At 63.9% G+C, this 22044-nt stretch carries 22 protein-coding genes; 14 read left to right on the top strand and 8 right to left on the bottom strand.

The window, feature by feature from the left end:
* Window positions 1-3: 3 nt before the first annotated feature.
* Window positions 4-834 carry an HDOD domain-containing protein gene (locus tag KW842_RS12080; protein WP_218304354.1) on the bottom strand — a complete coding sequence of 277 codons (831 nt, stop codon included), beginning with the start codon at window positions 832-834 and terminating at the stop codon, window positions 4-6.
* Complete coding sequence (locus tag KW842_RS12085) at window positions 831-2333, bottom strand: EAL domain-containing protein (RefSeq protein WP_218304355.1); 1503 nt, start codon at window positions 2331-2333, stop codon at window positions 831-833. Before KW842_RS12085 ends, KW842_RS12080 begins: the two co-directional genes overlap by 4 nt.
* Window positions 2334-2494: 161 nt before the next feature.
* Between KW842_RS12085 and KW842_RS12090 the strand changes: the two genes are divergently transcribed.
* Both KW842_RS12090 and KW842_RS12095 read left to right on the top strand, forming a co-directional pair.
* On the top strand, window positions 2495-3046 hold the full coding sequence (locus KW842_RS12090; protein ID WP_218304356.1) for a glycine zipper domain-containing protein: 552 nt from the start codon (window positions 2495-2497) through the stop codon (window positions 3044-3046).
* Between the two features lie 153 nt (window positions 3047-3199).
* Entirely contained in the window at window positions 3200-3562 is a 363-nt protein-coding gene (locus KW842_RS12095) for a hypothetical protein (RefSeq protein WP_218304357.1), read from the top strand.
* On the opposite strand, the gene KW842_RS12100 is transcribed toward KW842_RS12095, so the two are convergent.
* The 6 genes from KW842_RS12100 to KW842_RS12125 form a co-directional block, all read right to left on the bottom strand.
* The gene (locus KW842_RS12100) at window positions 3559-3933 is read right to left on the bottom strand and encodes a TraR/DksA C4-type zinc finger protein (RefSeq protein WP_218304358.1); all 375 of its coding nucleotides are present in this window, start codon (window positions 3931-3933) and stop codon (window positions 3559-3561) included. The genes KW842_RS12095 and KW842_RS12100 overlap by 4 nt on opposite strands.
* A 44-nt stretch (window positions 3934-3977) precedes the next feature.
* Window positions 3978-4382, bottom strand: a complete 405-nt coding sequence (locus KW842_RS12105; protein ID WP_218304359.1) for a hypothetical protein — start codon at window positions 4380-4382, stop codon at window positions 3978-3980.
* A 9-nt stretch (window positions 4383-4391) separates the two neighbouring features.
* Window positions 4392-5153 carry a hypothetical protein gene (locus KW842_RS12110; RefSeq protein WP_218304360.1) on the bottom strand — a complete coding sequence of 254 codons (762 nt, stop codon included), beginning with the start codon at window positions 5151-5153 and terminating at the stop codon, window positions 4392-4394.
* Between the two features lie 68 nt (window positions 5154-5221).
* Window positions 5222-6001 (bottom strand): hydroxypyruvate isomerase, encoded by a 780-nt coding sequence (hyi, locus tag KW842_RS12115; RefSeq protein WP_218304361.1) that lies wholly within the window; start codon window positions 5999-6001, stop codon window positions 5222-5224.
* 107 nt (window positions 6002-6108) lie between these two features.
* On the bottom strand, window positions 6109-7500 hold the full coding sequence (locus tag KW842_RS12120; protein ID WP_218304362.1) for a DEAD/DEAH box helicase: 1392 nt from the start codon (window positions 7498-7500) through the stop codon (window positions 6109-6111).
* A gap of 142 nt (window positions 7501-7642) precedes the next feature.
* Window positions 7643-8425, bottom strand: a complete 783-nt coding sequence (locus tag KW842_RS12125; RefSeq protein WP_218304697.1) for an inositol monophosphatase family protein — start codon at window positions 8423-8425, stop codon at window positions 7643-7645.
* A 160-nt stretch (window positions 8426-8585) separates the two neighbouring features.
* Between KW842_RS12125 and KW842_RS12130 the strand changes: the two genes are divergently transcribed.
* From KW842_RS12130 to KW842_RS12185, 12 genes are all read left to right on the top strand, one after another.
* On the top strand, window positions 8586-9383 hold the full coding sequence (locus KW842_RS12130; protein WP_218304363.1) for an RNA methyltransferase: 798 nt from the start codon (window positions 8586-8588) through the stop codon (window positions 9381-9383).
* Window positions 9380-9817 (top strand): thioesterase family protein, encoded by a 438-nt coding sequence (locus tag KW842_RS12135; protein WP_218304364.1) that lies wholly within the window; start codon window positions 9380-9382, stop codon window positions 9815-9817. The genes KW842_RS12130 and KW842_RS12135 overlap by 4 nt, the downstream gene beginning before the upstream one ends.
* 90 nt (window positions 9818-9907) lie before the next feature.
* Window positions 9908-10432 (top strand): hypothetical protein, encoded by a 525-nt coding sequence (locus KW842_RS12140; RefSeq protein ID WP_218304365.1) that lies wholly within the window; start codon window positions 9908-9910, stop codon window positions 10430-10432.
* Window positions 10429-12048, top strand: a complete 1620-nt coding sequence (locus tag KW842_RS12145; protein ID WP_218304366.1) for a GMC family oxidoreductase — start codon at window positions 10429-10431, stop codon at window positions 12046-12048. Before KW842_RS12140 ends, KW842_RS12145 begins: the two co-directional genes overlap by 4 nt.
* Window positions 12049-12066: 18 nt before the next feature.
* Window positions 12067-13020, top strand: coding sequence for a triacylglycerol lipase (locus KW842_RS12150; RefSeq protein WP_218304367.1), 954 nt, complete (start codon window positions 12067-12069; stop codon window positions 13018-13020).
* A 69-nt stretch (window positions 13021-13089) separates the two neighbouring features.
* Window positions 13090-14574 carry a PAS domain-containing sensor histidine kinase gene (locus KW842_RS12155; protein WP_218304368.1) on the top strand — a complete coding sequence of 495 codons (1485 nt, stop codon included), beginning with the start codon at window positions 13090-13092 and terminating at the stop codon, window positions 14572-14574.
* A gap of 18 nt (window positions 14575-14592) precedes the next feature.
* The gene (locus KW842_RS12160) at window positions 14593-18246 is read left to right on the top strand and encodes an EAL domain-containing protein (RefSeq protein ID WP_218304369.1); all 3654 of its coding nucleotides are present in this window, start codon (window positions 14593-14595) and stop codon (window positions 18244-18246) included.
* Between the two features lie 2 nt (window positions 18247-18248).
* Entirely contained in the window at window positions 18249-19478 is a 1230-nt protein-coding gene (locus tag KW842_RS12165) for a hypothetical protein (protein ID WP_218304370.1), read from the top strand.
* An 84-nt stretch (window positions 19479-19562) separates the two neighbouring features.
* Window positions 19563-19916 (top strand): phasin family protein, encoded by a 354-nt coding sequence (locus KW842_RS12170; RefSeq protein ID WP_218304371.1) that lies wholly within the window; start codon window positions 19563-19565, stop codon window positions 19914-19916.
* Between the two features lie 110 nt (window positions 19917-20026).
* Entirely contained in the window at window positions 20027-20692 is a 666-nt protein-coding gene (locus KW842_RS12175; RefSeq protein WP_218304372.1) for a TetR/AcrR family transcriptional regulator, read from the top strand.
* A gap of 18 nt (window positions 20693-20710) precedes the next feature.
* A complete protein-coding gene (locus tag KW842_RS12180) occupies window positions 20711-21511 on the top strand; it encodes a hypothetical protein (RefSeq protein WP_218304373.1) in 801 nt (266 codons plus the stop codon).
* On the top strand, window positions 21492-22043 hold the full coding sequence (locus KW842_RS12185) for a TIGR00730 family Rossman fold protein (protein WP_218304374.1): 552 nt from the start codon (window positions 21492-21494) through the stop codon (window positions 22041-22043). The genes KW842_RS12180 and KW842_RS12185 overlap by 20 nt, the downstream gene beginning before the upstream one ends.
* Window position 22044: the final 1 nt, after the last annotated feature.

Consider the following 22044-nt stretch of genomic DNA (forward strand, 5'->3'; position numbering starts at 1 on the left):
TTCCTAGTTCACCAGTATCTGACACATGTCATGGACCATCAGCGGGCAGCTGGCGCTGAGCTGCTGGCGTTGTTCGTCGTCGAAGGCCAGCCGGCGCCACGCCTGCTCGCGCTGTTCGTGGCTGGCCTCGCTGGCGTCGTCCGGCTCGGCCAGCAGATGCGCCAGGCCGACCGCCAGCGCCAGGCCGGTGGCGTTGGCGCGATGCTGGTGGCTGATCGCGTCCTGTATCGCCTGCGGGAATTTCCAGTAGGCGGCCAGCGCGCTGCCAGCCTGGGTGTGATCGACGCCGAACACGGCCAGTTCCGCGTCGGCCACGCTGGCGTCTTCGTGTTCGGCGCGCCAGGCCGGCACCGCCGCGTATTCCTGCGGAAAGCGGGTGGCCAGTACCAGCGTGCCCAGGTTGTGCAACAGGCCGGCGGTGAAGGCGGTTTCCGGGCTTTGCCGCAGCTGCCGCGCCAGCGCGCGCGCCCAGACGGCGGTGGCGATGGCTTCGCGCCAGAAGCGGTCCAGATCGAGTGCGGCACCGGCCGGCGGCACTGCGCCGATCACGCCGCAGGCGGTAACCAGGGTGCGCACGCTGTGCAGGCCCAGCACCGACATCGCCTGCTGGATGCTGGTGACCTTGGACGGCATGCCGTAGAACGAGGAATTGGCCAGCCGCAGCGTCTTGGCGGTCAGCGCCTGATCCAGCGCGATACGGCCGGCCAGGTAGTTGAGGTCGATATCGTCTTCCTGCATGCTGGTCAGCAGCTCGGCCACCACCGCCGGCAGCGAGGGCAGGTCGTGGATGCGGCGCACCACTTCATCCAGCGCAACGTGGGTGGCCTGGCTCATGGCGTGGCCTCGCCGGGGCTGAAGGTGATCAGGCTGCCGCGCGAGGCCGAACTCAGCCCCATCGGATAGGCGGTGACCGCGTAGCGCGTGCCGCCGATGTCGATGTGGTGGCCTTCCTGCGGCAGCGCGCCGTCGGGGAAGAGTTGCGGCAGCACGGCGCTGGCGTCGTTGCCCAGCAGCGCGCCGCTGCGCTGGAAGATCCGGCCGGCGGCGCCGTTGACAAAGGCGATCATGCCGTCGTCGTCCATGCCGATCACCGGCAGCGGTAGTTGTTGCAGGATTTCTCGCGTGACGTTAAGGCTGATCTCGTCGCGGTCGATCTGGCGCTGCATCTGGTGCAGCAATTGTTCCATGCGGCGGTTGGCGCTGGCCAGCTCGTGGTTGGCGTTGCGCACCTCCATGTTCAGGCGCACATTTTCATCGGCGATTTCCTTCAGGTGGAATGCGTCGGCCAGATGGGCGCGCAGCTGCTCGTCGTTCCACGGCTTGGTGAGGAATTTGTAGATTGCGCCCTCGTTGACGGCGTCGGTCACCGATTGCAGCTCGGTGTAGCCGGAAAGCATGATGCGGATGGTGTCCGGCCGCAGGATGCGTGCCTGGCGTAGGAAGTCGGCGCCGTTCAGGCCGGGCATGCGCTGGTCGGAGATGATCACGTCCACCGGCAGCTGCGCCAGCATCTCCAGACCCTGTTCGCCGGAGCTGGCGGTGTGGATGTCATAGCCATCCGGGCGCAGCAGGCGCTTCAGCGCCGAGACGATATTGGCCTCGTCGTCGACCAGCAGCAGCTTGCGGCGCTTCTTCTGCACCCGCAGCAGGTGCGGCGCCAGGCGGCGGTCCTCGCGCAGCAGCGCGCCCAGCTGTTCCGCCGATTGCGGCGCGGCGTAGATATCGCCTTGCACCAGGTCGCACAGATTGTCGCGCAGGAAGGCGCCTTGGGCTTCGGTCTGCACGCCGTCGGCGGCAACGCGGATGCCCAGATGCAGCGCCATGGCGATCAGCGCATGGCATAGCGCTGCGGTGGCTTCGTTGTCGGCGACGCCGTGGATCACCGCCGGATCGATCTTGATGTAGTCGAACGGATAGCGCCGCAGGTTGTCCAGGCAGGCGGGACCGGCGCCGAACTGGTCCAGCGTCAGGCTGACGCCCAGTCGTTTCAGGAACTCCAGCGTGCTGGTGCTGGCGGCCGCGTCCAGCATCAGGCTGGCTTCGTCCAGTTCCAGCGTCAGCGCGGCCGGGGCGATAGCGTAGGCGTCGAGCAGGGCCGCGACGCTCGGGCCGAAGCGCGGATCGTGCAGCTGGCGTGGGCCGAGATTCAGCGCCACTTGCAGATCGCAGCAGTTCAGCACGCCGCCTTGCCACAATTGGCGGTCTTCACAGCTGCGTCGCAGTTGCGCCAGGGTGTCGCCGTGCGCCGGCAATGCCTCGACGCAGGCGACCGCGCCGTTACGCAGATCGACTAGCGGTTGGTAGCGCGGCGGCGATTGATCATCGAACTCCATCAGGCGTTCCTATCGAAATGGAAGCTTGCTGCTCGAAAATGCTATCAATTAATTATTACGGATAAGCCTTCTGCGTACAACCTTTTTAATAGTGCGGGAGCGAACGGAAGCCACAGCCCATGCGGGGCACACTGGGGCAACCTTAATCCAGGAGAAGACCAATGAGCACGATTATTGCGGCCCACTTTCAGTTGCAGGATGAAATCGCCGACGCGCGCCTGGCCCTGCTGGGCGCTGGCTTCGCGGCGGCGCGTATCAGTTCCTTTTACGTCAATCCACCCGGCCAGCACGACTTGCACGAGCTCGGCGGCGATCACGACAAGTCGCCCGGCGCCAAGGAAAGCGACGAGGGCGTGCTGCAGGGCGGAGCGGCCGGCGCGATTGCCGGTGCAGTGGCCGGCGCGGCGACGATACCAGTGACCGGCCCGGTCGGACCGGTGGTGGGGGCGCTGGTGGGCGCTCACGTGGGCTCGCTGTACAGCCTGAATAAAATGAAGGAGCGCGGCGAGCCGGACGAGGACGGCAGCAATGTCCATCCGCCACGCAAAGCCGGCATGATGATCGCCGTCGCGGTGGAGGAACCTGGCCAGGAGGCACGCGCGCTGGAAATTCTGCGGCAGCTGGGCGCGCGCGATATCGAACGTGCGGAAGGCAGCATCACCGGCGGCGACTGGCGCGACTTCGACCCCAACTCGCTGCCGGTGCCCGCCTGAGTCTCAGCTTGAGTCTCATCTGAGTCCTGGCAACAGTGTCGGCTTGCTATCTGCCATTTGGCTGGCGTTGTTGCATATCTGAGACTAAGCCTGCGCAGAAGGCAATTTTCGGTATGATAGTCTGCAGACATCAAACCGAGAGCGGAGGCTGCAATGACCCAGGCATGGCTAGTACTCACTCGTCCCGACGGGCGCGACGTGGCTGCGCCGTCCGAGGCCCAGATGGCGGCTGCGCTGGCCGACGTCTACAGCGGCAAGACCAATGGCCCGGAGGGCGGTCCCGGCAGCGCCGTGCTGCGCTTCGGCTATGACGACGGCTTGATGTACGAAATGGAAGTGGCCAGCGGCGGCGCGGTGCGCTTTGCCGAATGGTCGGACCGCGATTGCGAGATCGCGCTGGCCTCGCCGCGTACCATGACCGTGGCGGCGCAGGCTGATGCCTTGCAGCTATGGCGCTTGATGGCGCAGCGGCAGGTGGCCAAAATCCGCAGCCAGCCCTGGCTGAGCGGCGACTAGCGGCCGCTGCTTTCCAGCCATGTCTGGCAAGCGATGCACAGGCGCGCTTCCGGGCGGGCGTTCAGCCGCGAATAGCCGATCGGCTCGCCGCAGCGCTCACACAATCCATAACTCTGCTGACTGAACTTGCCAAGGGCGTGCCGCACAACGTCCAGCTGGCGCCCCGTCTGCGTGGCGGCCTCGTGCACGGCGGCGCGCAGCGCGCGTTGGCTGGCATTATCGGCCGGCGAGGCTTCGGCCTGATGTGGCAGCGGCTGGCGCAAGTCGGTGTCGCGGTCGAGATCATCCGCAAGCTGGCTGAGCAGCGCGGCACTGGCGCGTTCCAGCCGCGCTTGCAGGGTGTGCCATTGTTCCTGATCCAGTCTGTTCATGCCGTGCTCCTTCCGGGATTGGACCGGCGCGCGCGGCGATGGTTCTATAACGCTTCAATATGGTGCTTGAGTTTTTCCAGCGCCGGCAGCACGCCCTCCAGCTTGCCGCTGGCGCTGGCGGCGCTGGCGCCGACCAGTTCCGCCGCCAGGTCGGCCAGGTCCTTGAGGCGGTCAATGCGCTCGATGATGTGTTCGGCGCGCGTGGCCAGCGTTTGTAGCTGCTGCCGCTGAGCGTCCAGTCCACTGGCGGCCAGCACGCCGGTGTCCAGGTACCACTGGTTGGCCTGCTGGCGTAGCGCGACCTCGCTGGCAAACAGCGCTTGCGCCGCGTTGCGCGTAATGGTCTGGGCGCCGATCGCGCGCATCAGGCGGCGATGCAGCGCGTCGGCATTGGCGGAGAGCTGATCGGCCAGCGCTTCCACGCGGACTTGCTGCTGCGGGTCTGCCATGGCGGCTCCTTAATGGGCGGGGAGGGTGTCGAGCAGGGCGCGGTGGCGCTGTTCGATCAGGTCGAGATTCTTGCGCGCCAGCGTGTAGCGCAGGCCGATCAGGCGGAACTCGGCCTGCTTCTGCTGTTGCAACGACTTGGACAAGGCCAGCAGCAGCCGATCGCGGCCGGGATCGAGGAAGGGGATTTCCGATTCCAGCATGCCGATGACGATATCCTCTTCGTTATCGTTGGACTTGTCGTACAGGCGCAGCAGGATGCGCATGGCATCCAGCACCTCGTGTACTGGCTGGCGGGCGTCGCGCAGCAGCTGGTTGACGGTTTGCTCCTGCTGCGGCCCAGTGACGCCGCGCAGTGCCAGCCGCGCCAGGCCGGCAAAGGCGTTGACGTGGCGGTCTTCCAGACCGGTATCGGGCCAGGCCTTGATGCTGGAGCTGAGATGCTTGACCTGGTCCTCCAGATCGTACTGGCTATCGCCGGCCAGCCTGCCCAGCGTCTGCATATAGGCCTGCAAGCCATATTGCAGCTGGATGAAATCGTCGCAGGCCTGCTGGCGGCGCGCGTCCAGCTGCTGTTCGATGGCGTCGGCGGCGGCATACATGAACGGTTGCTGGCGCTGGTAAGTTTGGCGGTAGCGTTCGGTCAGCTCGTGATAAGCGCCCAGCTTGGGCGCACCGGCGGCGAAGGCGCGCACCTCGGCCATGCGCGGCGTGCTGCTGGCGCAGCCGGTCAGTATGGCCAGCAAGGCGAGTATCGATAAGAGACGTTGCATGATCACCCCACGGTTGAGTGGGATGATTGTTGCCTACGGTGAATAAGCGCGTGTTGCGCCAGCGCAGACTAGGTGGTCAGCGCGCTGCGCCAGCCGAGGCCTTCGTTGGTGTCTGCGCTGGGGATGTATTCGCAGCCGAGCCAGCCGTCATAGCCGATCCGGTCGATGAAGGCGAACAGGTGGCGGTAATTGATCTCGCCGGTGCCAGGCTCGTGGCGGCCGGGCGTATCGGCCACCTGCATGTGCTTGATCAGCGGCAGATGGGCCTGGATGGTGTTGCAGAGTTCGCCTTCCATACGCTGCATGTGGTAGATGTCGTACTGCAAGAACAGATTGGGACAGCCGGCCTCGGCGATGACATCCAGCGACTGGCGGCTGCGGTTCAGCAGATAGCCGGGCATGTCGAAATGATTGATCGGTTCGATCAGCAGATTGATGCCGGCGGGCGCCAGCTGGCCTGCCGCATAGCGCAGATTATCGACATAGGTATCGTGCGCCAGTTGCGGCGCCAGGCCAGCGGGCAGCTTGCCCGCCATGCAATGCAGCTGCGTGACGCCCAGCTCGGTGGCGTATTCGAGCGCACTCGCCACACCGTCGCGGAACTCGCTGATGCGGCGCGGATCGCAGGCCATGCCGCGATCACCAGCGTTCCAGTCGCCGGCGGGCAGATTGAACAGCACCAGCTTCAGCTGATAGCGGCGCAGGCGCTCGGCGATCTGCCGCGCCCCGAAAGCGTAAGGAAACAGGAACTCAACCGCCTCAAAACCCGCCGCATGGGCAAGCGCAAAGCGATCCAGAAAAGGCGCGTCGGTGTACAACATCGACAGATTGGCGGCAAACTTGGGCATGAAACAACTCCGGGGTCAGTTCTGCCTATCGTACACGAGCTCATGTACGTTTGGCAGAACTGACCCCGGATTCGGGGGCAGCCCCCTTCTGGCAGTGGGCTAACTGCTTAGCGGCCGCGGCCGCCTGAGCGGTGCTGGGCTGCGGCGCGTGGGGCGTTGCCACCGCCATTGCCGCGGGGTGCGCCGCCGCCGTTGCCGCCGGCCGAGCGTGGCTTGTTGCCGCCGCCGTTGCCGCTGCCTGGTTTGCGGGCGCCACCGCCACCGCCGGCACCGCCGCCCCGATTGCCGCCGTTGCGGTGGCCAGGGCCGCCGCTGCGCAGCTGGATCGGTTGCGGACGCGCGGTCGGATCAGGTTCGAAGCCTGGGATCACGTCGCGCGGCAGCGTCTGCTTGATCAGCTTTTCGATATCTTTCAGCATGTCGTGCTCGTCCACGCAGACCAGCGATACCGCTTCGCCGGTCGCGCCGGCGCGGCCGGTACGGCCGATGCGGTGCACATAGTCTTCCGGCACGTTCGGCAGGTCGTAGTTGACCACGTGCGGCAACTGGTCGATGTCGATGCCGCGTGCGGCGATGTCGGTTGCCACCAGCACTTGCAGCTTGTTGTCCTTGAATTCGGACAGCGCCTTGGTGCGCGCCGACTGGCTCTTGTTGCCGTGGATCGCCATCGCGCCGATGCCGTCTTTTTCCAGCTGTTCGACCAGCTTGTTGGCGCCGTGCTTGGTGCGGGTGAACACCAGCACTTGCGACCAGTTGTTGGATTTGATCAGGTGCGCCAGCATCGGGTGCTTCTTGTCGCGGTCGACCGGGTGGATCTTCTGCGCGATGACGTCGGAGGTGGCGTTGCGGCGCGCCACTTCGATCATCGCCGGGTTGTTCAGCAGGCCGTCGGCCAGCGCTTTGATCTCGTCCGAGAAGGTGGCCGAGAACAGCAGGTTCTGGCGCTTCGGCGGCAGCTTGGCCAGCACTTTGCGGATGTCGCGGATGAAGCCCATGTCCAGCATGCGGTCGGCTTCGTCCAGTACCAGGATTTCGATCTTGCTCAGGTCTACCGTGCCCTGTTCCATATGGTCCAGCAGGCGGCCCGGCGTGGCGACCAGGATGTCGACGCCGTGCTTCAGTTGCTTGATCTGCGGATTGATGCCCACACCGCCAAAGATCACCGCCGAATTCAGCTTGGTGTACTTGCCGTAGGTGCGCACGCTTTCCTCGACCTGGGCCGCCAGTTCGCGGGTCGGGGTCAGGATCAGCGCGCGGATGGCGCGTGGCGAATTATTGCTGGTCAGCTTGGAACCGATCGCGTCGGTCGACAGACGGTGCAGCAGCGGCAGCGTGAAGCCGGCCGTCTTGCCGGTGCCGGTTTGTGCGCCCGCCAGCAGGTCGCCGCCGTTCAACACAGCGGGAATGGCCTGCTGCTGGATCGGCGTAGGCGTGGTGTAGCCGGTATCGCTAACAGCGCGCATCAGGGCGTCGGACAAACCGAGAGAGGAAAAGGACATATTAACTTTACGTAAAGATTCTACAGGACTGGGCGTATGCCGCAGCTTTCAGTATAGCATCTAGTTTCAAATGGGAAATAAAACAGAGATAAAAAAGGGAGCCGGAGCTCCCTTTTTTTGTAACAAACTGTCGAGCGTGGTGTTATGCGAAGGGGGTCAGGAGGCCAACCATTTGCGCGAAGACTTTCGGGCTGGCGGCGATGACGTCTCCTTTGTACAGGTAGTCGGATTCGCCGCTGAACTCGCCGACGATGCCACCCGCTTCAGTGACCATCAGGGAACCGGCGGCGATATCCCAGGGCTTCAGGCCTTTTTCGTAGAAGCCGTCGAGGCGGCCGCAGGCGACATAGGCCAGGTCCAGCGCGGCGCTGCCGGCGCGGCGCACGCCGTGGCTGCGCTCGGCCATGATGCCGTACATTTCCAGGTATTCGATCAGGGCTTTCGGATTGCCGGCCTGGTAGCCGGTGGCCAGCAGCGCATTCGAGATGCGGTCCAGCTTGCCGACGCGGATGCGTTTTTCGTTCAGATAGGCGCCGGCGCCCTTGGTGGCGGTGAACAGGTCGTTGCGTACCGGGTCATAGATGATGCCCTGGGTGATCACGCCACGCTGCGACAGCGCGATCGAGATGCAGTATTGCGGGAAGCCGTGCAGGAAGTTGGTGGTGCCATCGATCGGGTCGATGATCCAGGTGTATTCTGCCTCGTCGTGGGCATTGGCCGATGCGCCGGATTCTTCCGCCAGGAAGGCGTGGTCAGGGTAAGCTTTCGACAGCACTTCGATAATGGCTTGTTCAGCAGCCTGGTCGACGTCGGTGACGAAGTCCTTGTGGTTCTTCTCGGTGACGATGACGCGGTCAAGGTCGAAGGAAGCGCGGTTGATGACGGCCGCAGCGCGGCGAGCGGCCTTCACGGCCGTATTGATCATTGGATGCATGGGCTTTTCCGTATAAAAATGCTAACGCCCACCGGGGGAATTCCAGCCCGGCGGCACGACAGGAGACAAAATGACAAAGAGCAAGGCGGTGGCAACAGGTAAAATTCTGCTGGAATTTCCGTATCGATACCGCGCGATTGCGCTATTTTAAATGAACCTGCCCCAAATCAACACGAATCTTTTCAAACATCTGCGATTTATTCTGGTCGAGACTAGCCGCGCAGGCAATATCGGGGCGGTGGCGCGCGCCATGAAAACCATGGGCTACAGCGATCTGGTGCTGGTCACGCCGCGCTTCGAGGATGCTTTGCAGGACCCGGAAGCGGTGGCTTTCGCCAGCGGCGCGCAGGATATTTTGGCCGGCGCGCGCGTGGTCGGCAGCATGGCCGAGGCGCTGGAAGGCGTCAATTTCGCCGCCGCTGTCTCGGCCCGGCTGCGCGAATTTTCGCCGCCGGTGTTGTCGCCGCGTCAATTTGCCGGCCAGCTGACGGCGCAGCCGGAATTGCGTGCCGCGCTGATTTTCGGCAATGAGCGCTTCGGCCTGCCGAACGAACTGGTCGAGAAATGTAATGTACTGATCAATATTCCCGCCAACCCCGATTACTCGTCGCTGAACCTGTCGCAGGCGGCGCAGGTGCTGGCCTATGAATGCCGCATGGCGGTGCTGGACAGCGGCGGGGTGACGCACACGCCGCGCCGGCCGGCCGGCGACGCCAGCGAGGTCGGCTTCCACGGCGAGGCCGCCAGCATCGAGCAGATCGAGGGCATGTACACCCACCTGGAGCAGGCGCTGGTGGCAATCGGCTTTCTCGACGCCAGCAATCCGCGCAAGCTGATGCCGCGCCTGAAGCGCCTGTTCGCGCGCGCGCAGCTGGAGAAGGAAGAGGTCAACATCCTGCGCGGCATTGCCCGGCATATGCAGGGCGAGCACGGAAAGAAGCAGCCATGAACTGGGATCATCCACAACCCTATACGCTGGAACTATCGCCGTCGGCCGGCGATATCGACGGGCTGGACCACACCAATAACGCCGTCTATGTGCAATGGTGCGAAAAAGCCGGCTGGGCGCACTCCGAGGCGCTGGGCCTGAGCCTGGCAGATTATCGCCGCCTGGACCGGGCGATGGCGATCCGCCGCTCCGAGTACGAATACATCCTGCCGACTGCCGCCGGCGAGCAGCTGATACTCGGCACCTGGCTGTACAGCACCGACGGCAAGCTGAATATGGAGCGCCGCTTTCAGCTGCTGCGCGCCAGCGACGGCGCCACCGTGCTGCGCGGCCGCTGGGTGCTGGTGTGCATCGAAATCAGCAGCGGCCGCGCGCGCCGCATGCCGCAGGAGTTCTGCGATGGCTATCTGCCGGCGGTGGTGGCCACCGAATAAGCGTTGTAGACGCCATCCTCTAACTTTGCAAGTTGGCGGTTTTGCGCTTTGGCTTACACTAGTGCAAAACCATAAAAATGGACGGAGACTATGCAGGTATCCCGCAGATCTTGGCTGAAGATCGGCGTGGCCGGCGCGTGCACCCTTGCCGCCGGCGGCGCCGTCTATCGTCTGGCGTATCCGCCGGACGTTGCCCGTTTTTCCCTCAATGGCGAGGCATTGGCCGTGCTGCATGCGGTGATCCCGGCCATGCTGGGCCCGGTGCTGCCGGAGCAGCCGGCCGCCCGCGCTGAGGCGCTGGCCGCCGCTAGCCAGCGCGTGCGCGACGCCGTGCTGGGCTTGCCGCTGGCGACGCAAAAAGAGGTGCAGGATTTATTCGGGCTGCTGGCGCTGGGGCCGGCCCGGCGCTTGCTGACCGGCGTGCGCGGTGGATGGTCGCAGGCCGATCCGCAGCAGGTGGCGCAATTCCTGCAAAGCTGGCGCACGCATAGCTGGGATATGCTGCAAGTTGGCTACCACGCGCTGCACGACCTGATCATTGGCGCTTGGTATGCCGATCCGTCGACCTGGCAGGCCATAGGCTATCCGGGGCCGATGAAGGAGCTGCTGGCATGAGCGTGATCGAAGACCCGGTCCAGGCCGGCATCGCCGCCGGCTGGCGCGTGACCGATTGCGCGCGGCTGGAAACCGATCAGGTGCTGGAGGCGGACGTGGTCATCGTTGGCAGCGGCGCCGGCGGCGGCGTCAGCGCCGAGATCCTGACCCTGTCCGGCCTGAAGGTCATCATCGTGGAAGAGGGCGCGCTGAAATCCTCGCGCGATTTCAAGATGCGCGAGGCGGATGCTTATCCGTCGCTGTACCAGGAGTCGGCCGCGCGCAAGACCAGGGACAAGGGCATCACCATCCTGCAAGGACGCGCGGTTGGCGGCAGCACCACCATCAACTGGACCAGCAGCTTCCGCACGCCGGACATCACGCTGCGCTACTGGAACAAGCAGTTTGGCCTGAAGGATTACACCACCGCCTCGCTGGCGCCATGGTTCGGCATGATGGAGGAACGCCTCAGTATCAGCGACTGGCCGACGCCACCCAACGAAAACAATGATCTGCTGAAACGCGGCGCAGCCAAGCTGAACATTCCCACCGGGCTGATACGCCGCAACGTCAACGGCTGCTGGAATCTCGGCTATTGCGGCATGGGCTGTCCGACCAACGCCAAGCAATCGATGCTGGTGACCACCATTCCGTCGGCGCTGCGCAATGGCGCCACGCTGCTGACGCGGGCGCGCGCGGAAAAGCTGGTGATCCAGCAGGACCGGGTGACGCAGCTGGAATGCGTGGCGCTGGACGTTGACGGTCTGCGTCCCACCGGCCGCCGCCTGACCCTGCGCGCCAGACACTTTGTACTGGCCGGCGGCGCGATCAACACGCCAGCCTTGCTGCTGCGCTCGGCTGCGCCCGATCCGCAAGGACTGCTGGGCAAGCGCACCTTCCTGCATCCGACGGTGATCTCGGCCGCCATCTTCGCGCAGCGCGTGGACGGCTTTGCCGGCGCGCCGCAGACCGTGTATTCCGACCATTTCCTGCACACCGACCGCATTGACGGGGCAATCGGCTACAAGCTGGAGGCGCCGCCGATTCATCCGCTGCTGTTCTCGACCACCATGCCGGGTTTCGGCGCGCAGCACGCCAGTGTGATGGCGCAGTTCCCGCATGTGCACGCGCTGCTGGCGCTGCTGCGCGATGGCTTCCACGCCGATGCACCGGGCGGCAGCGTGGGACTGGTGCATGGCGCGCCGGTGCTGGATTATCCAGTTTCTTCGTTCATCTGGGATGGCGCGCGGCGCGCCTTGCTGAGCATGGCGGAAATCCAGTTTGCCGCCGGCGCCATCAGTGTCACGCCGGCGCACGAACGCGGCGCCGCCTACACCAGCTGGACCCAGGCCCAGGCCGCCATCAACGCCTTGCCGTACAAGCTGCTGCAAACGCGGATGGTGTCGGCGCACGTCATGGGCGGCTGCGGCATGTCGGACGACGAGCGCCTGGGCGTGACCGGTTCTGACGGCCGCTATCATGGCCTGGCCAACCTGTCGGTGCACGATGGCTCGCTGTTCCCGACTTCGATCGGCGCCAATCCGCAGCTGTCGATCTACGCCATGGTCGCGCGGCTGGCCAGCGGGCTGGCGCAGCAGCTGAACGGCCGGCCGGCGGCCCGTCCCACGCGCGCATAAACACGGTATCATGGGTGCATGATCAAACGACTGCTGATCCTGCTGCTGGCGGCGCAAGCCCTGTTGATTGGCTTGCTGGCGTACGGCCTCTATCACTGGTGGCGGCCCGCCTGGCAGGCCGAACTGAGCGCACCGGCGACGGTGGCGTTTTACCTGGCGTGCGGCTTGGCGGCGATGCTGCTGATACGGCTGCTGATTTCGGCGAATAACTTCTACCTGAGCGCGCGCGCCAGCAGCGTCACGCCGCCCGGCCATGCACTGAACCTGCTCAGCGCCGCCAGCCTGTTCTGCCACGAGTTTCATGCGTCGATGCTGACCTCCTCGTACTACATGCTGCGGCCGATCGGCATGCAGTTACAGCCGCGTCAGCAACAACAAGGTCTGCCGGTGCTGCTGATTCACGGTTATGGCTGCAACAGCGGCTACTGGCTACCGATGAGCAAGCTGCTGCGGCAGGCGCTTATCAGCCATTACGGCATTGACCTGGAGCCGCCGGGTGCGTCTATCGACGATTTCGCACCGCAGGTGCACTCGGCGGTGGAGCGCCTGCGCGCCGAGACCGGCAGCGCGCAAGTCGTCATTGTCGGACACAGCATGGGCGGGCTGGTGGCGCGCGCCTATCTGCGCCGCTACGGCGATGCGCATATCGCCAAGGTGATCACGCTGGGCACGCCGCATCACGGCACGGTGCTGGCGCACTTGGGGCCGGGCAGCAATGCCTTGCAAATGCGACGTGACAGTGCATGGCTGGGCACCCTGGCGGAATCTGAGGCAAATACGCAACGGATGTTGTTCAGTTCCATTTATTCTGTCCACGACAATATCATCGCGCCGCAAGACTCCAGTGACTTGCCTGGTGCGCGCAATCTGGTCTTCGGCGCCATAGGCCATGTAGCGCTGGGCCGGCATCCCGCCATCCTGCGCTGCGCGCTGCAAGAGATCGCCGATGTGGCCCCGCGCGCGCGCGCGTGATTTTGTGTGACTATGTTTCAGCCTCGTTGTTGTATGGTTAGCCTGTATGCGTAGCAAAAAGGCGAGGCGATGACGATCGATTTCGGCACCCTGATCCTGAATGAAAGCCCTGACGCTGTCGTGCTGACCACGCCCGGCGGCGAGGTGCTGTGCTGGAACAAGGGGGCGCAGGCGGTGTTTGGCTATACCAGCGAGGAGGCCGTGGGCCGTCTGCTGGAGCAGTTGATCATGCCTGCCGACCTGGTCCGCGACGGCGCCGAGCTGCAGCAGCAGGCGCTGCATGACGGCATTGCCAGCTATGAGTCGATGCGCCAGGCCAAGGATGGCACGCTGATCTACATCGATGGCTCATGCAAGCTGGTGCGCGGCGCCGATGGCCAGCCCGACACCATGTTGTGGAGTAAAAAGGATGTCACCGCGCTCAAGGTGCTGCGCGACGCCAAGCTGGTCGAGGCGCGCTACGACGGCATCCTGGAGTCGGTGCCGGACGCGATCATCATGGCCAACGCGGCCGGCCGCATCGTGCTGGCCAACCGCCAGGCCGAACAGCTGTTTGGCTATCCGCGTCACGCGCTGCGCGGCATGGCGCTGGAGCAGCTGATGCCGGAGCGCTTGCGCAGCGCCCACATCAAGCACCGCGCCGGCTTTGCCGTGCAGCCGCTGGTACGCGCCATGGGCAGCGGCCGTGACCTGTATGGCTTGCGCAGCGATGGCGCTGAATTCCCGGTGGAGATCAGCCTGAGTCCGGTGGCCACCGAAGAGGGCACGCTGGTGATGAGCGCGATCCGCGATATCAGCGAGCGCAAGCGGATTGAACTGACGCTACAGGAAAAGAATGTCGAACTTGCAAAAGCGGTAGCGACCAAGGACCGTTTCCTGGCCGGTATGTCGCACGAATTGCGTACGCCGTTGAACGCGATCATCGGTTTTACGGGTACTATGCTGATGAAGTTGCCTGGGCCCATCAATGAGGAGCAGGGCAGGCAATTGCGCATGGTGCAGAGCAGTGCGCGCCACCTGCTGTCGCTGATTAATGATTTACTTGATTTAACCCGTATCGAATCCGGCAGGGTCGCGCTGGAAGTGGCCCCGCTGCCGTGCCGCGAATTGATCGATGAGGTGCTGTCCTCATTCCAGCAGCAGGCGCGCAGCAAGGGACTGGCGCTGGAATTCGATGCGTCGCCGGAGAATCTGACGGTGTCCAGCGACCGCCGTGCGGTACAGCAGATTCTGATGAACCTGGTCCACAATGCGATCAAGTTCACCAACCACGGCACGGTGCTGGTGCGGCTGGCGAAGTCGATGGTGGGTGCGCGCTCGTGCGCCACCATCAGTGTCAGCGATACCGGCATCGGCATCGGCGAAGAGCAGCGCGGCACGCTGTTCCAGGCGTTCTCCCAACTGGACGGGAATGCGTTGCGGCAGTTCGAGGGCACCGGCCTGGGCCTGCACCTGAGCCGCAAACTGGCGTCGCTGCTGCGCGGCGAGATTTTGTTTGATAGCGAATACGGCAAGGGCAGTGTGTTTACGCTGGCCCTGCCATTGGACGAATAAGCGCAAGGGAGAGTGAACGTGTCAGCGCGTATCCTGATCATAGAAGACAATGCCACCAACATGGAGTTGATGGTGTATTTGCTGCGGGCCTTTGGCTACGATCCGCTGTCGGCCAGTGATGGCGAAGCGGGCGTCGCCGCGGCCAAGCGCGAAATGCCCGACCTGATCATCTGCGATGTGCATCTGCCCAAGCTGGACGGCTATGGCGTGGTGGCGGCCCTGAAGGCCGACCCGGAGGTGTCGCACATCCCGGCGCTGGCGGTGACCGCGCTGGCGATGGTGGGCGACCGCGAAAAACTGCTGGAGGCCGGCTTTGACGGCTACATCGGCAAGCCGATCGAACCTGACACTTTTGTCGCCCAGATCGAATCTTTCTTGCAAGGGGTGGTGTCGTCCCCGGCTAATAAAAACGATACCGCCACGATCCTGATCGTGGACGACCATGTGCTGAACCGCGAATTCCTGATGACGCTGCTGAGCTACGGCGGCCATCGCCTGCTGGAGGCCGCCAACGGCGCTGAAGGCCTGAAAATGGTCATGGCGGAGAAGCCTGACCTGGTGATCTCGGACATCCTGATGCCGAATATGGATGGCTACGAATTCGTCACCCGCATGCACGAACACAAGGAAACCGCCGATGTGCCGGTGATTTTCTATACCGCCACCTACCGCGAGCGCGAGGCTGTGGCCGTAGCGCAATCCTGCGGCGTGCGCTGGGTGCTGCCCAAGCCTTCCGATCCGGAAGTGATACTCGCCACGGTGCAGGAAGCGCTGGGGCTGTCGGAAGTTGTGCCGAGCGGCGACGCGCTGCCGGCTTTCGCGCCGGAGCCGCCGCAGGAAAGCCGCTTCCACGACATCGACCACAAGGTGGCGGAATACCTGGATGAGCTGGAATCGAGCAGCCAGCTCATCACCCAGCTAGCCAGCGACACCGAGGACGCCTCGACCGAAAACCTGTCGCGCATGACGCAGCGGCTGTCGCATTCGCTGTCCAGCCTGCAGGCGGTGAGCTTGCGGCTGACCGCGCTGATCGAGCTGGGCATCGAGCTGGGCGCCGAGCGCGACCCCGGTGCGCTGGTGGAGATCGGCTGCCGCGTGGCGCAGAATATCTGCGTCTCCAAGTATGCCTGCATCGGTGTACTGGAGCCGGGCGCCAGCGAGCTGACCCACTTCGCCAGCTGCGGCGCCGGCATGCCGGTGCGGCAGATCGCGCAGACCCCGCGCGCCGGCGTGCTGCGCGGCCTGCTGGACCAGCGTCTGCCATGCCGCATCAACGACCTGAATGGCGATCCGGCCACCATCGGCCTGCCGCCGACCCATCCGCCGGTGCATTCCTTCCTCGGCGTGCCGATCGCCTCGCGCGAGCGCACCCACGGCTGGCTGTACCTGGTCGACAAGCTGGGCGCCGACGGCTTCTCGGAGGTTGACGAGCGGGTCGCGGCGACGGTGGCGGCGCAAATCTCGGTGGCGTTTGAAAACCTGCTGCTGTATGACGAAGTCAAGCGCCACCATGCGCAGCTGACCCTGGACATGAACGCGCGCATCCGGCTGGACGAGGACCTGCGCCGCTTCCGCACGGCGATGGACGCAACCGCCGACGCCATCTTCCTGATCGACCGCGCCGGCATGTGTTTTGTCGACGTCAATGCCACCGCCTGCCGCATGCTCGGCTTCGAGCGTGAGGATTTCCTCAAGATCGGCCCGAACAAGGCATTGGAAGGCGAGCTGCAAAAGCTGGAAGACCTGTACGACAAGCTGCTGGCTGGCGACCAGAGCGGCGCCATGACCGAGCTGATGCTGCATTGCCGCGACGGCAGCCCGCTGGCGGTGGAAGTGCAGCGCCGCACGCTGCGCTCCGGCTCCAGCTGGATACTGGTGGCGGTGGCGCGCGACATCACCGAGCGCAAGGAGGCTGAGCAGCGGCTGCTGAAGCTGGCGCACTTCGATACGCTGACCGGCCTGCCCAACCGCAGCCAGTTCTACGATTCGCTGGCGCATTCGCTGCGCCAGGCGGAAGAGCACAAATGGTCGCTGGCGGTGCTGTTCCTCGACGTGGACCGCTTCAAGAACGTCAACGACACGCTGGGCCACACCATCGGCGACGAGCTGCTGCGCCAGTTCTCCAGCCGGCTGGTGGATTGCCTGCGCGTGCGCGACACCATCGGCCGCTTCGGCGGCGACGAGTTTGCCGCCATCCTGATGCTGCCCGAGGGCGCGCAGAACGCCATCGCCGTGGTCGACAAGATCCGCGAATCGCTGCGCCGCCCCTTCGATCTGAAAGGCCACGAGGTGACGGTGACCGCCAGCATCGGCATCGCCGTCTACCCGGACGATGGCGCCGAGCCGGACACGCTGATCCAGTACGCTGACACGGCCATGTACCGCGCCAAGGAGGCCGGGCGCGACGCCTTCCGCTTCTTCACCGCCGAGATGAACGCGCAATCGCTGGCGCGGCTGGACCTGGAGAATGCGCTGCGCCGCGCCATCGAGAACAATGAGTTTGTGCTGCACTTCCAGCCCAAGGTGCATATCGACAGCGGCCGCATCAGCGGCGCCGAAGTGCTGATACGCTGGCAGCGGCCGGGCCACGGCATGGTGTCGCCGGCGCTGTTCATCCCGCTGCTGGAAGAAACCGGGCTGATCGTGCGCGTCGGCAGCTGGGTGATCCACGAGGCCTGCCGCAAGATCGCCCACTGGCAAAAGACCAATGCCGGCGCGGTGCACCTGTCGGTCAACGTGTCCGGCATCCAGTTCTTCGTCGGCGGGCTGGAGGAGGAAGTGCTGAACGCCATCCGCGAGCACGGTATTGCGCCCGAGCTGCTGGAGCTGGAACTGACCGAGAGTTCGCTGATGTCCAATGCCGAGGAAACCATCAGCGTGCTGCAAAACCTGAAGGCGCTGGGCATCCAGATTTCGATTGACGATTTTGGCACCGGTTATTCCTCGCTGGCTTATCTGAAGCGCTTCCCGATCGACAAGCTGAAGATCGATATCGCCTTTGTGCGCGAAGTGACCAGCAATCCGGATGATGCTGCCATCGTGCTGGCCATCATCAATATGGCGCACAGCCTGAAGCTGAATGTGATTGCCGAGGGGGTGGAGAAAGAGGCGCAACTGGCCTATCTGCGCCGCCACAGCTGTGACGAGATGCAGGGCTATTACTTCAGCCGGCCGTTGCCGGAGGACGAGTTCGAAGCGATGCTGCGCGAAGGGCGCCGCCTGCAGGCGCCGGCGGACGATGGCGCGGCCGACCAGCAGACCCTGCTGATCGTCGACGATGACGCCTTCATGCTGGAAGTGCTGACCGATTTCCTGTCGCAGGACGGCTACCGCATCCTGACCGCGCAGACTGCGGCCGAGGGCTTCGACCTGCTGGCGCGGCACCGCGTGCAAGTGATCCTGTGCGACCAGTGCATGCCGCAGATGAGCGGCACCGAGTTCATGGAAAGGGTCAAGAATCTGTGCCCCGATACCTTCCGTATCATGCTGTCCGCCTACGCCGACCTGACGCCGATCATGGCCGCCATCAACCATGGCGCCATCGACCGCTTTTATACCAAGCCATGGAAGGGCGCGGTGCTGCGCGAGAATATCCGCGAGGGCTTCCGCCTGCACGCCCAGGCACATGGCCCGGCGCGCGCCGTCGCCGACACTGAAACCATCAAGGAGTAGATTTGGGTCTGTTTGATTTCTTCCGTTCCCCGCCCACCATCGAAAAATTTGCGCAGCTGGTCATCCAGGCATTCGCCGAGGCCGGTAATTCCTCGCTGCTGCGCTACGACGCCGATGCCTGCCGCCTGGTTGGCGAAGGCGACGGCGCGCAGGTCGTCAACCTGGAAAATGGCTTCCGCGACTATTGCGCGGCCTCGCGCAAGGACCGTCCGCAAGTGCTCAGGCATTTTGTCCAGGGCCTGATGGCGCCGCCCCTGCCGGCCAGCTTCGCCGAAGCGCGCGCCAGCCTGCTGCCGGTGATACGTGGGCGTGGCACGCTGGAGTACCTGCGCCTGCTGCCGGAAACGCTGCCGGGCAGCAAAGCCACACCGTATGTCGAGGCTTACGCGCCGCTCAGCGCCGACAGCGTGGTCATGCTGGCCGCAGACAGCGAACGTTCGATCCAGACGCTGACCGGCTCGGTACTTGAAGGCTGGGGCGTTTCCTTCGATGAGGCGCTGGCCGCCGCCACCGACAATCTGCGCGATATCTCGGTGGCCAACTTTCAGCAGGTGGTGGCTGGCGTGTACGTCGCCAACTGGAACGATAACTACGAAACCTCGCGGCTGCTGTTCTCCGACCTGTTCTACCGGATCGGCTTGGGCGGCGAGCCGGTGGTGATGACGCCGACGCGCAACAAGCTGCTGGTGGCCTCCGCCAACGATGAGACGGCGTTGCTGGCCATGCTGGCGTTTGCGCGCGCACTGGTGGACGAGGAGGGGCGCCAGGTGTCGGCGCTGATGTACCGCTTCGAACAGGGCAAGCCGGTCGAGTTCGTGCCGGAGCAGCCCGAGGCGGCGCGCCTGGCGGACGAACTGAAGAAAATCTTCCTGCTCAATGATTACCAGATGCAGAAAGATCTGCTCGACAAGCTCAACGAGCAAGCCAAGCTCGACCTGTTTGTCGCCAGCTACAAGCTGGTGCAGTCGGAAGCGACCGGACGCATCCACAGCTATGGCGTGTGGACCGACCAGGTGGACACCTTGCTGCCGGAAGTGGACAAGGTGGCGCTGGTCCGCTATCACGAGGAAAGCGGCGAACCGGACGTGCGGGTGGTGGAGTGGGCCGAGCTGCGCGCGCACGTCAAGGAATTGCATCACGAAGTGCCGGGCTATCCGGCGCGCTACCGCCTGCCGGCTTTTCCCAGCCGCGAATTGCTGGAGTCGCTGGCCTGCGTGGAAATGAACGCCTGAAATCCGCCCTGGGTCATTAGTGAGCATGCTCTAGTTGTGCTGGCATAGAATAAAATACCGGCAAACAGCAATCACGGGATGGAAATGGCTAAGAAGTTGAAGAAGAGCGACGACCAGTTGGCGGACGCGGTGCGCATGTCGTCGCAGGAAATCTGGCAGGCCGGCCTGGCCGCCTTTGCCAAGGCGCAGGAAGAGGAGGGCAAGTTCTTTTCCATGCAGCTGTTCGAGGAGCGGGTGCTGCGCGCGCTGAGTTCGATCGGCGTGCCGACCCGTCAGGAAATCGACGCGCTGAACCAGCGCATCGAGCAGCTGACCAAGCAGGTGGCTGCACTGTCCGGCAAGCCGGCGCTCGGGAAGCCGGCCGCGAAAAAGGCTGACGTCCAGCCCGCCGTCAAGAAAACTGCCGCTAAAAAGCCTGCCGCGAAGAAAGCGAAATAGCTAACTCGCGGCATCTGGCCGCTAAGTGCATCTAAAAGCGTGTGCAGGTGTTCCTCTGTTGTGTGCATCGGTGTTATGCTTGCACGAGAAAAAACAGAGGTCTCCTTGCTATGCTACAAAAAGCACCCCGCCGTACCCGCGAACGCATATTAGAGCTGTCTTTGCGCTTGTTTAATGAGTTCGGCGAGCCCAATATCACCACCACGGTGATCGCCGAAGAGATGAATATCTCGCCGGGGAATCTGTACTACCATTTCCGGAACAAGGACGACATCGTCAACTCGATCTTTGTCCAGTTTGAAGCCGAGATCGAACGCATCCTGACCGTGCCCAACGGCCGCCGCTCGAATATCGAGGACGTGTGGCTGTATCTGCACCTGATGTTCGAACTGATCTGGCGCTACCGCTTCTTCTACCGCGACCTGAACGACCTGCTGTCGCGCAACCGCAAGCTGGAGCTGCACTTCAAGCAGATCCTGGCGCACAAGATCAAGGTTGCCAAGCAGCTGTGCGAAGACTTGCGCAGTGAGAAGTCGCTGGAAGCGTCCGATAACGCCATCGACGCCATGGCCACCAATATGGTGGTCGTGGCGACCTACTGGCTATCCTATGAGTATGTGCGCAATCCGCGCAAGTACAGCGAGCAGCAGTCGATGGCTGATGCGCTGGCGCGCGGCTGCTACCAGGTGCTGTCGCAGATCGGGCCGTATCTGCGCAACGAGACGGCGCTGCTGTTCCAGAAGCTGGCCGAAGAATATCTGAAGAAGCTGAAATAGCTGAGCTAGGAGACCTTGATGGCGTGGACTGCTTTTCCGTACCCCGATCCGGCGTTCCGTTATACGCCGGAGACATTGCAGGCGGCCTGGCCGCAATTGCACGGTGGCGACCGCGAGGCTTTCCCGACGCATCCGGCGCTGGTGCAGGCGTGGATTGCCTTCCATGCCGGCGAGTTCGAGCGCGCTGCGCGGCTGGGACTGGACGTGGGCGTCAACGGTTACGCGGTCGCGCACAAGGCCATCTGCATGTACACCAATTACCTGGAGCCGAACGAGAAAAAGCGCCGCGCCACCTATGAATGCGTGGCCGAACGCTGCGAACGGCAGCAGCTGGAGCAGCCCGGCAATCCGGCCGGCTACTATTGGCACGCGTATGCGCTGGGCCAGTATTCGCAAAGCATTTCGGTGGTGAAGGCGTTGGCGCAGGGGCTGGGCACGCGGATCAAGCGCAGCCTGGATATCGCCATCAAGCTGGCGCCGCAGCGCGCCGACGCGCATGTGGCGCTGGGCGTCTACCACGCCGAGATTCTGGACAAGGTGGGTGCCGTACTGGCCGGCCTGACCTATGGCGTGAAGAAAGACGAGGCCTACCGGCAGTTCCAGCTGGGCATGCAGCTGAATCCCGATTCGGCCATCGCCCGCATCCAGTACGCGCGCGCGCTGCTGATGCTGGATAAGAAAGGCAAAGTGGCGCAGGCCATGGATTTGTATCAGCAAGCCGCTTGCTGCAACGTGCGCGACGCTACCGAGCGGCTGGACCAGGACGCGGCGCAAAAAGAACTGGAAGAGGAAAAACTGAGTGGCGAAGTTAGTAAATAAAGCAATCTGTGTCTACTGTGGCGCCAATGCCGGCGCTACTCCGCGCTTTGCCGAACAGGCGAAGGTGCTGGCCAAGGCGCTGGTGGAGCGCAATCTGTCGCTGGTGTACGGCGGCGGCAATGTCGGCCTGATGGGCATCATCGCTGACGAAGTGCTGCGCCTGGGCGGCGAAGTGACCGGCGTGATCCCGACCGCGCTGGTCGAGCGTGAAGTGGGCCATACCGGGCTGACCCGCCAGTTCATCGTCAAGGACATGCATGAGCGCAAAGCCATGATGGCGCAGCTGGCGGACGGCTTCATCGCCATGCCGGGCGGCCTGGGCACGCTGGAAGAATTGTTTGAGATGCTGACCTGGGCCCAGCTGGGCATCCACGCCAAGCCGATCGGCGTACTGAACGTGGACGGCTATTACGACAGTCTGGTCGACTTCATCCGCAATGCCACGCAGCAAGGCCTGGTGCGTCCTCAACACGCCGAACTGATGCTGGTCGATAGCGAGCCGGACGCGCTGCTGCGCCGCCTGCTGGCCTGAT

Origin of the sequence: Duganella sp. sic0402 (assembly GCF_019219065.1) — a bacterium.
Taxonomy (GTDB): domain Bacteria; phylum Pseudomonadota; class Gammaproteobacteria; order Burkholderiales; family Burkholderiaceae_D; genus Rugamonas.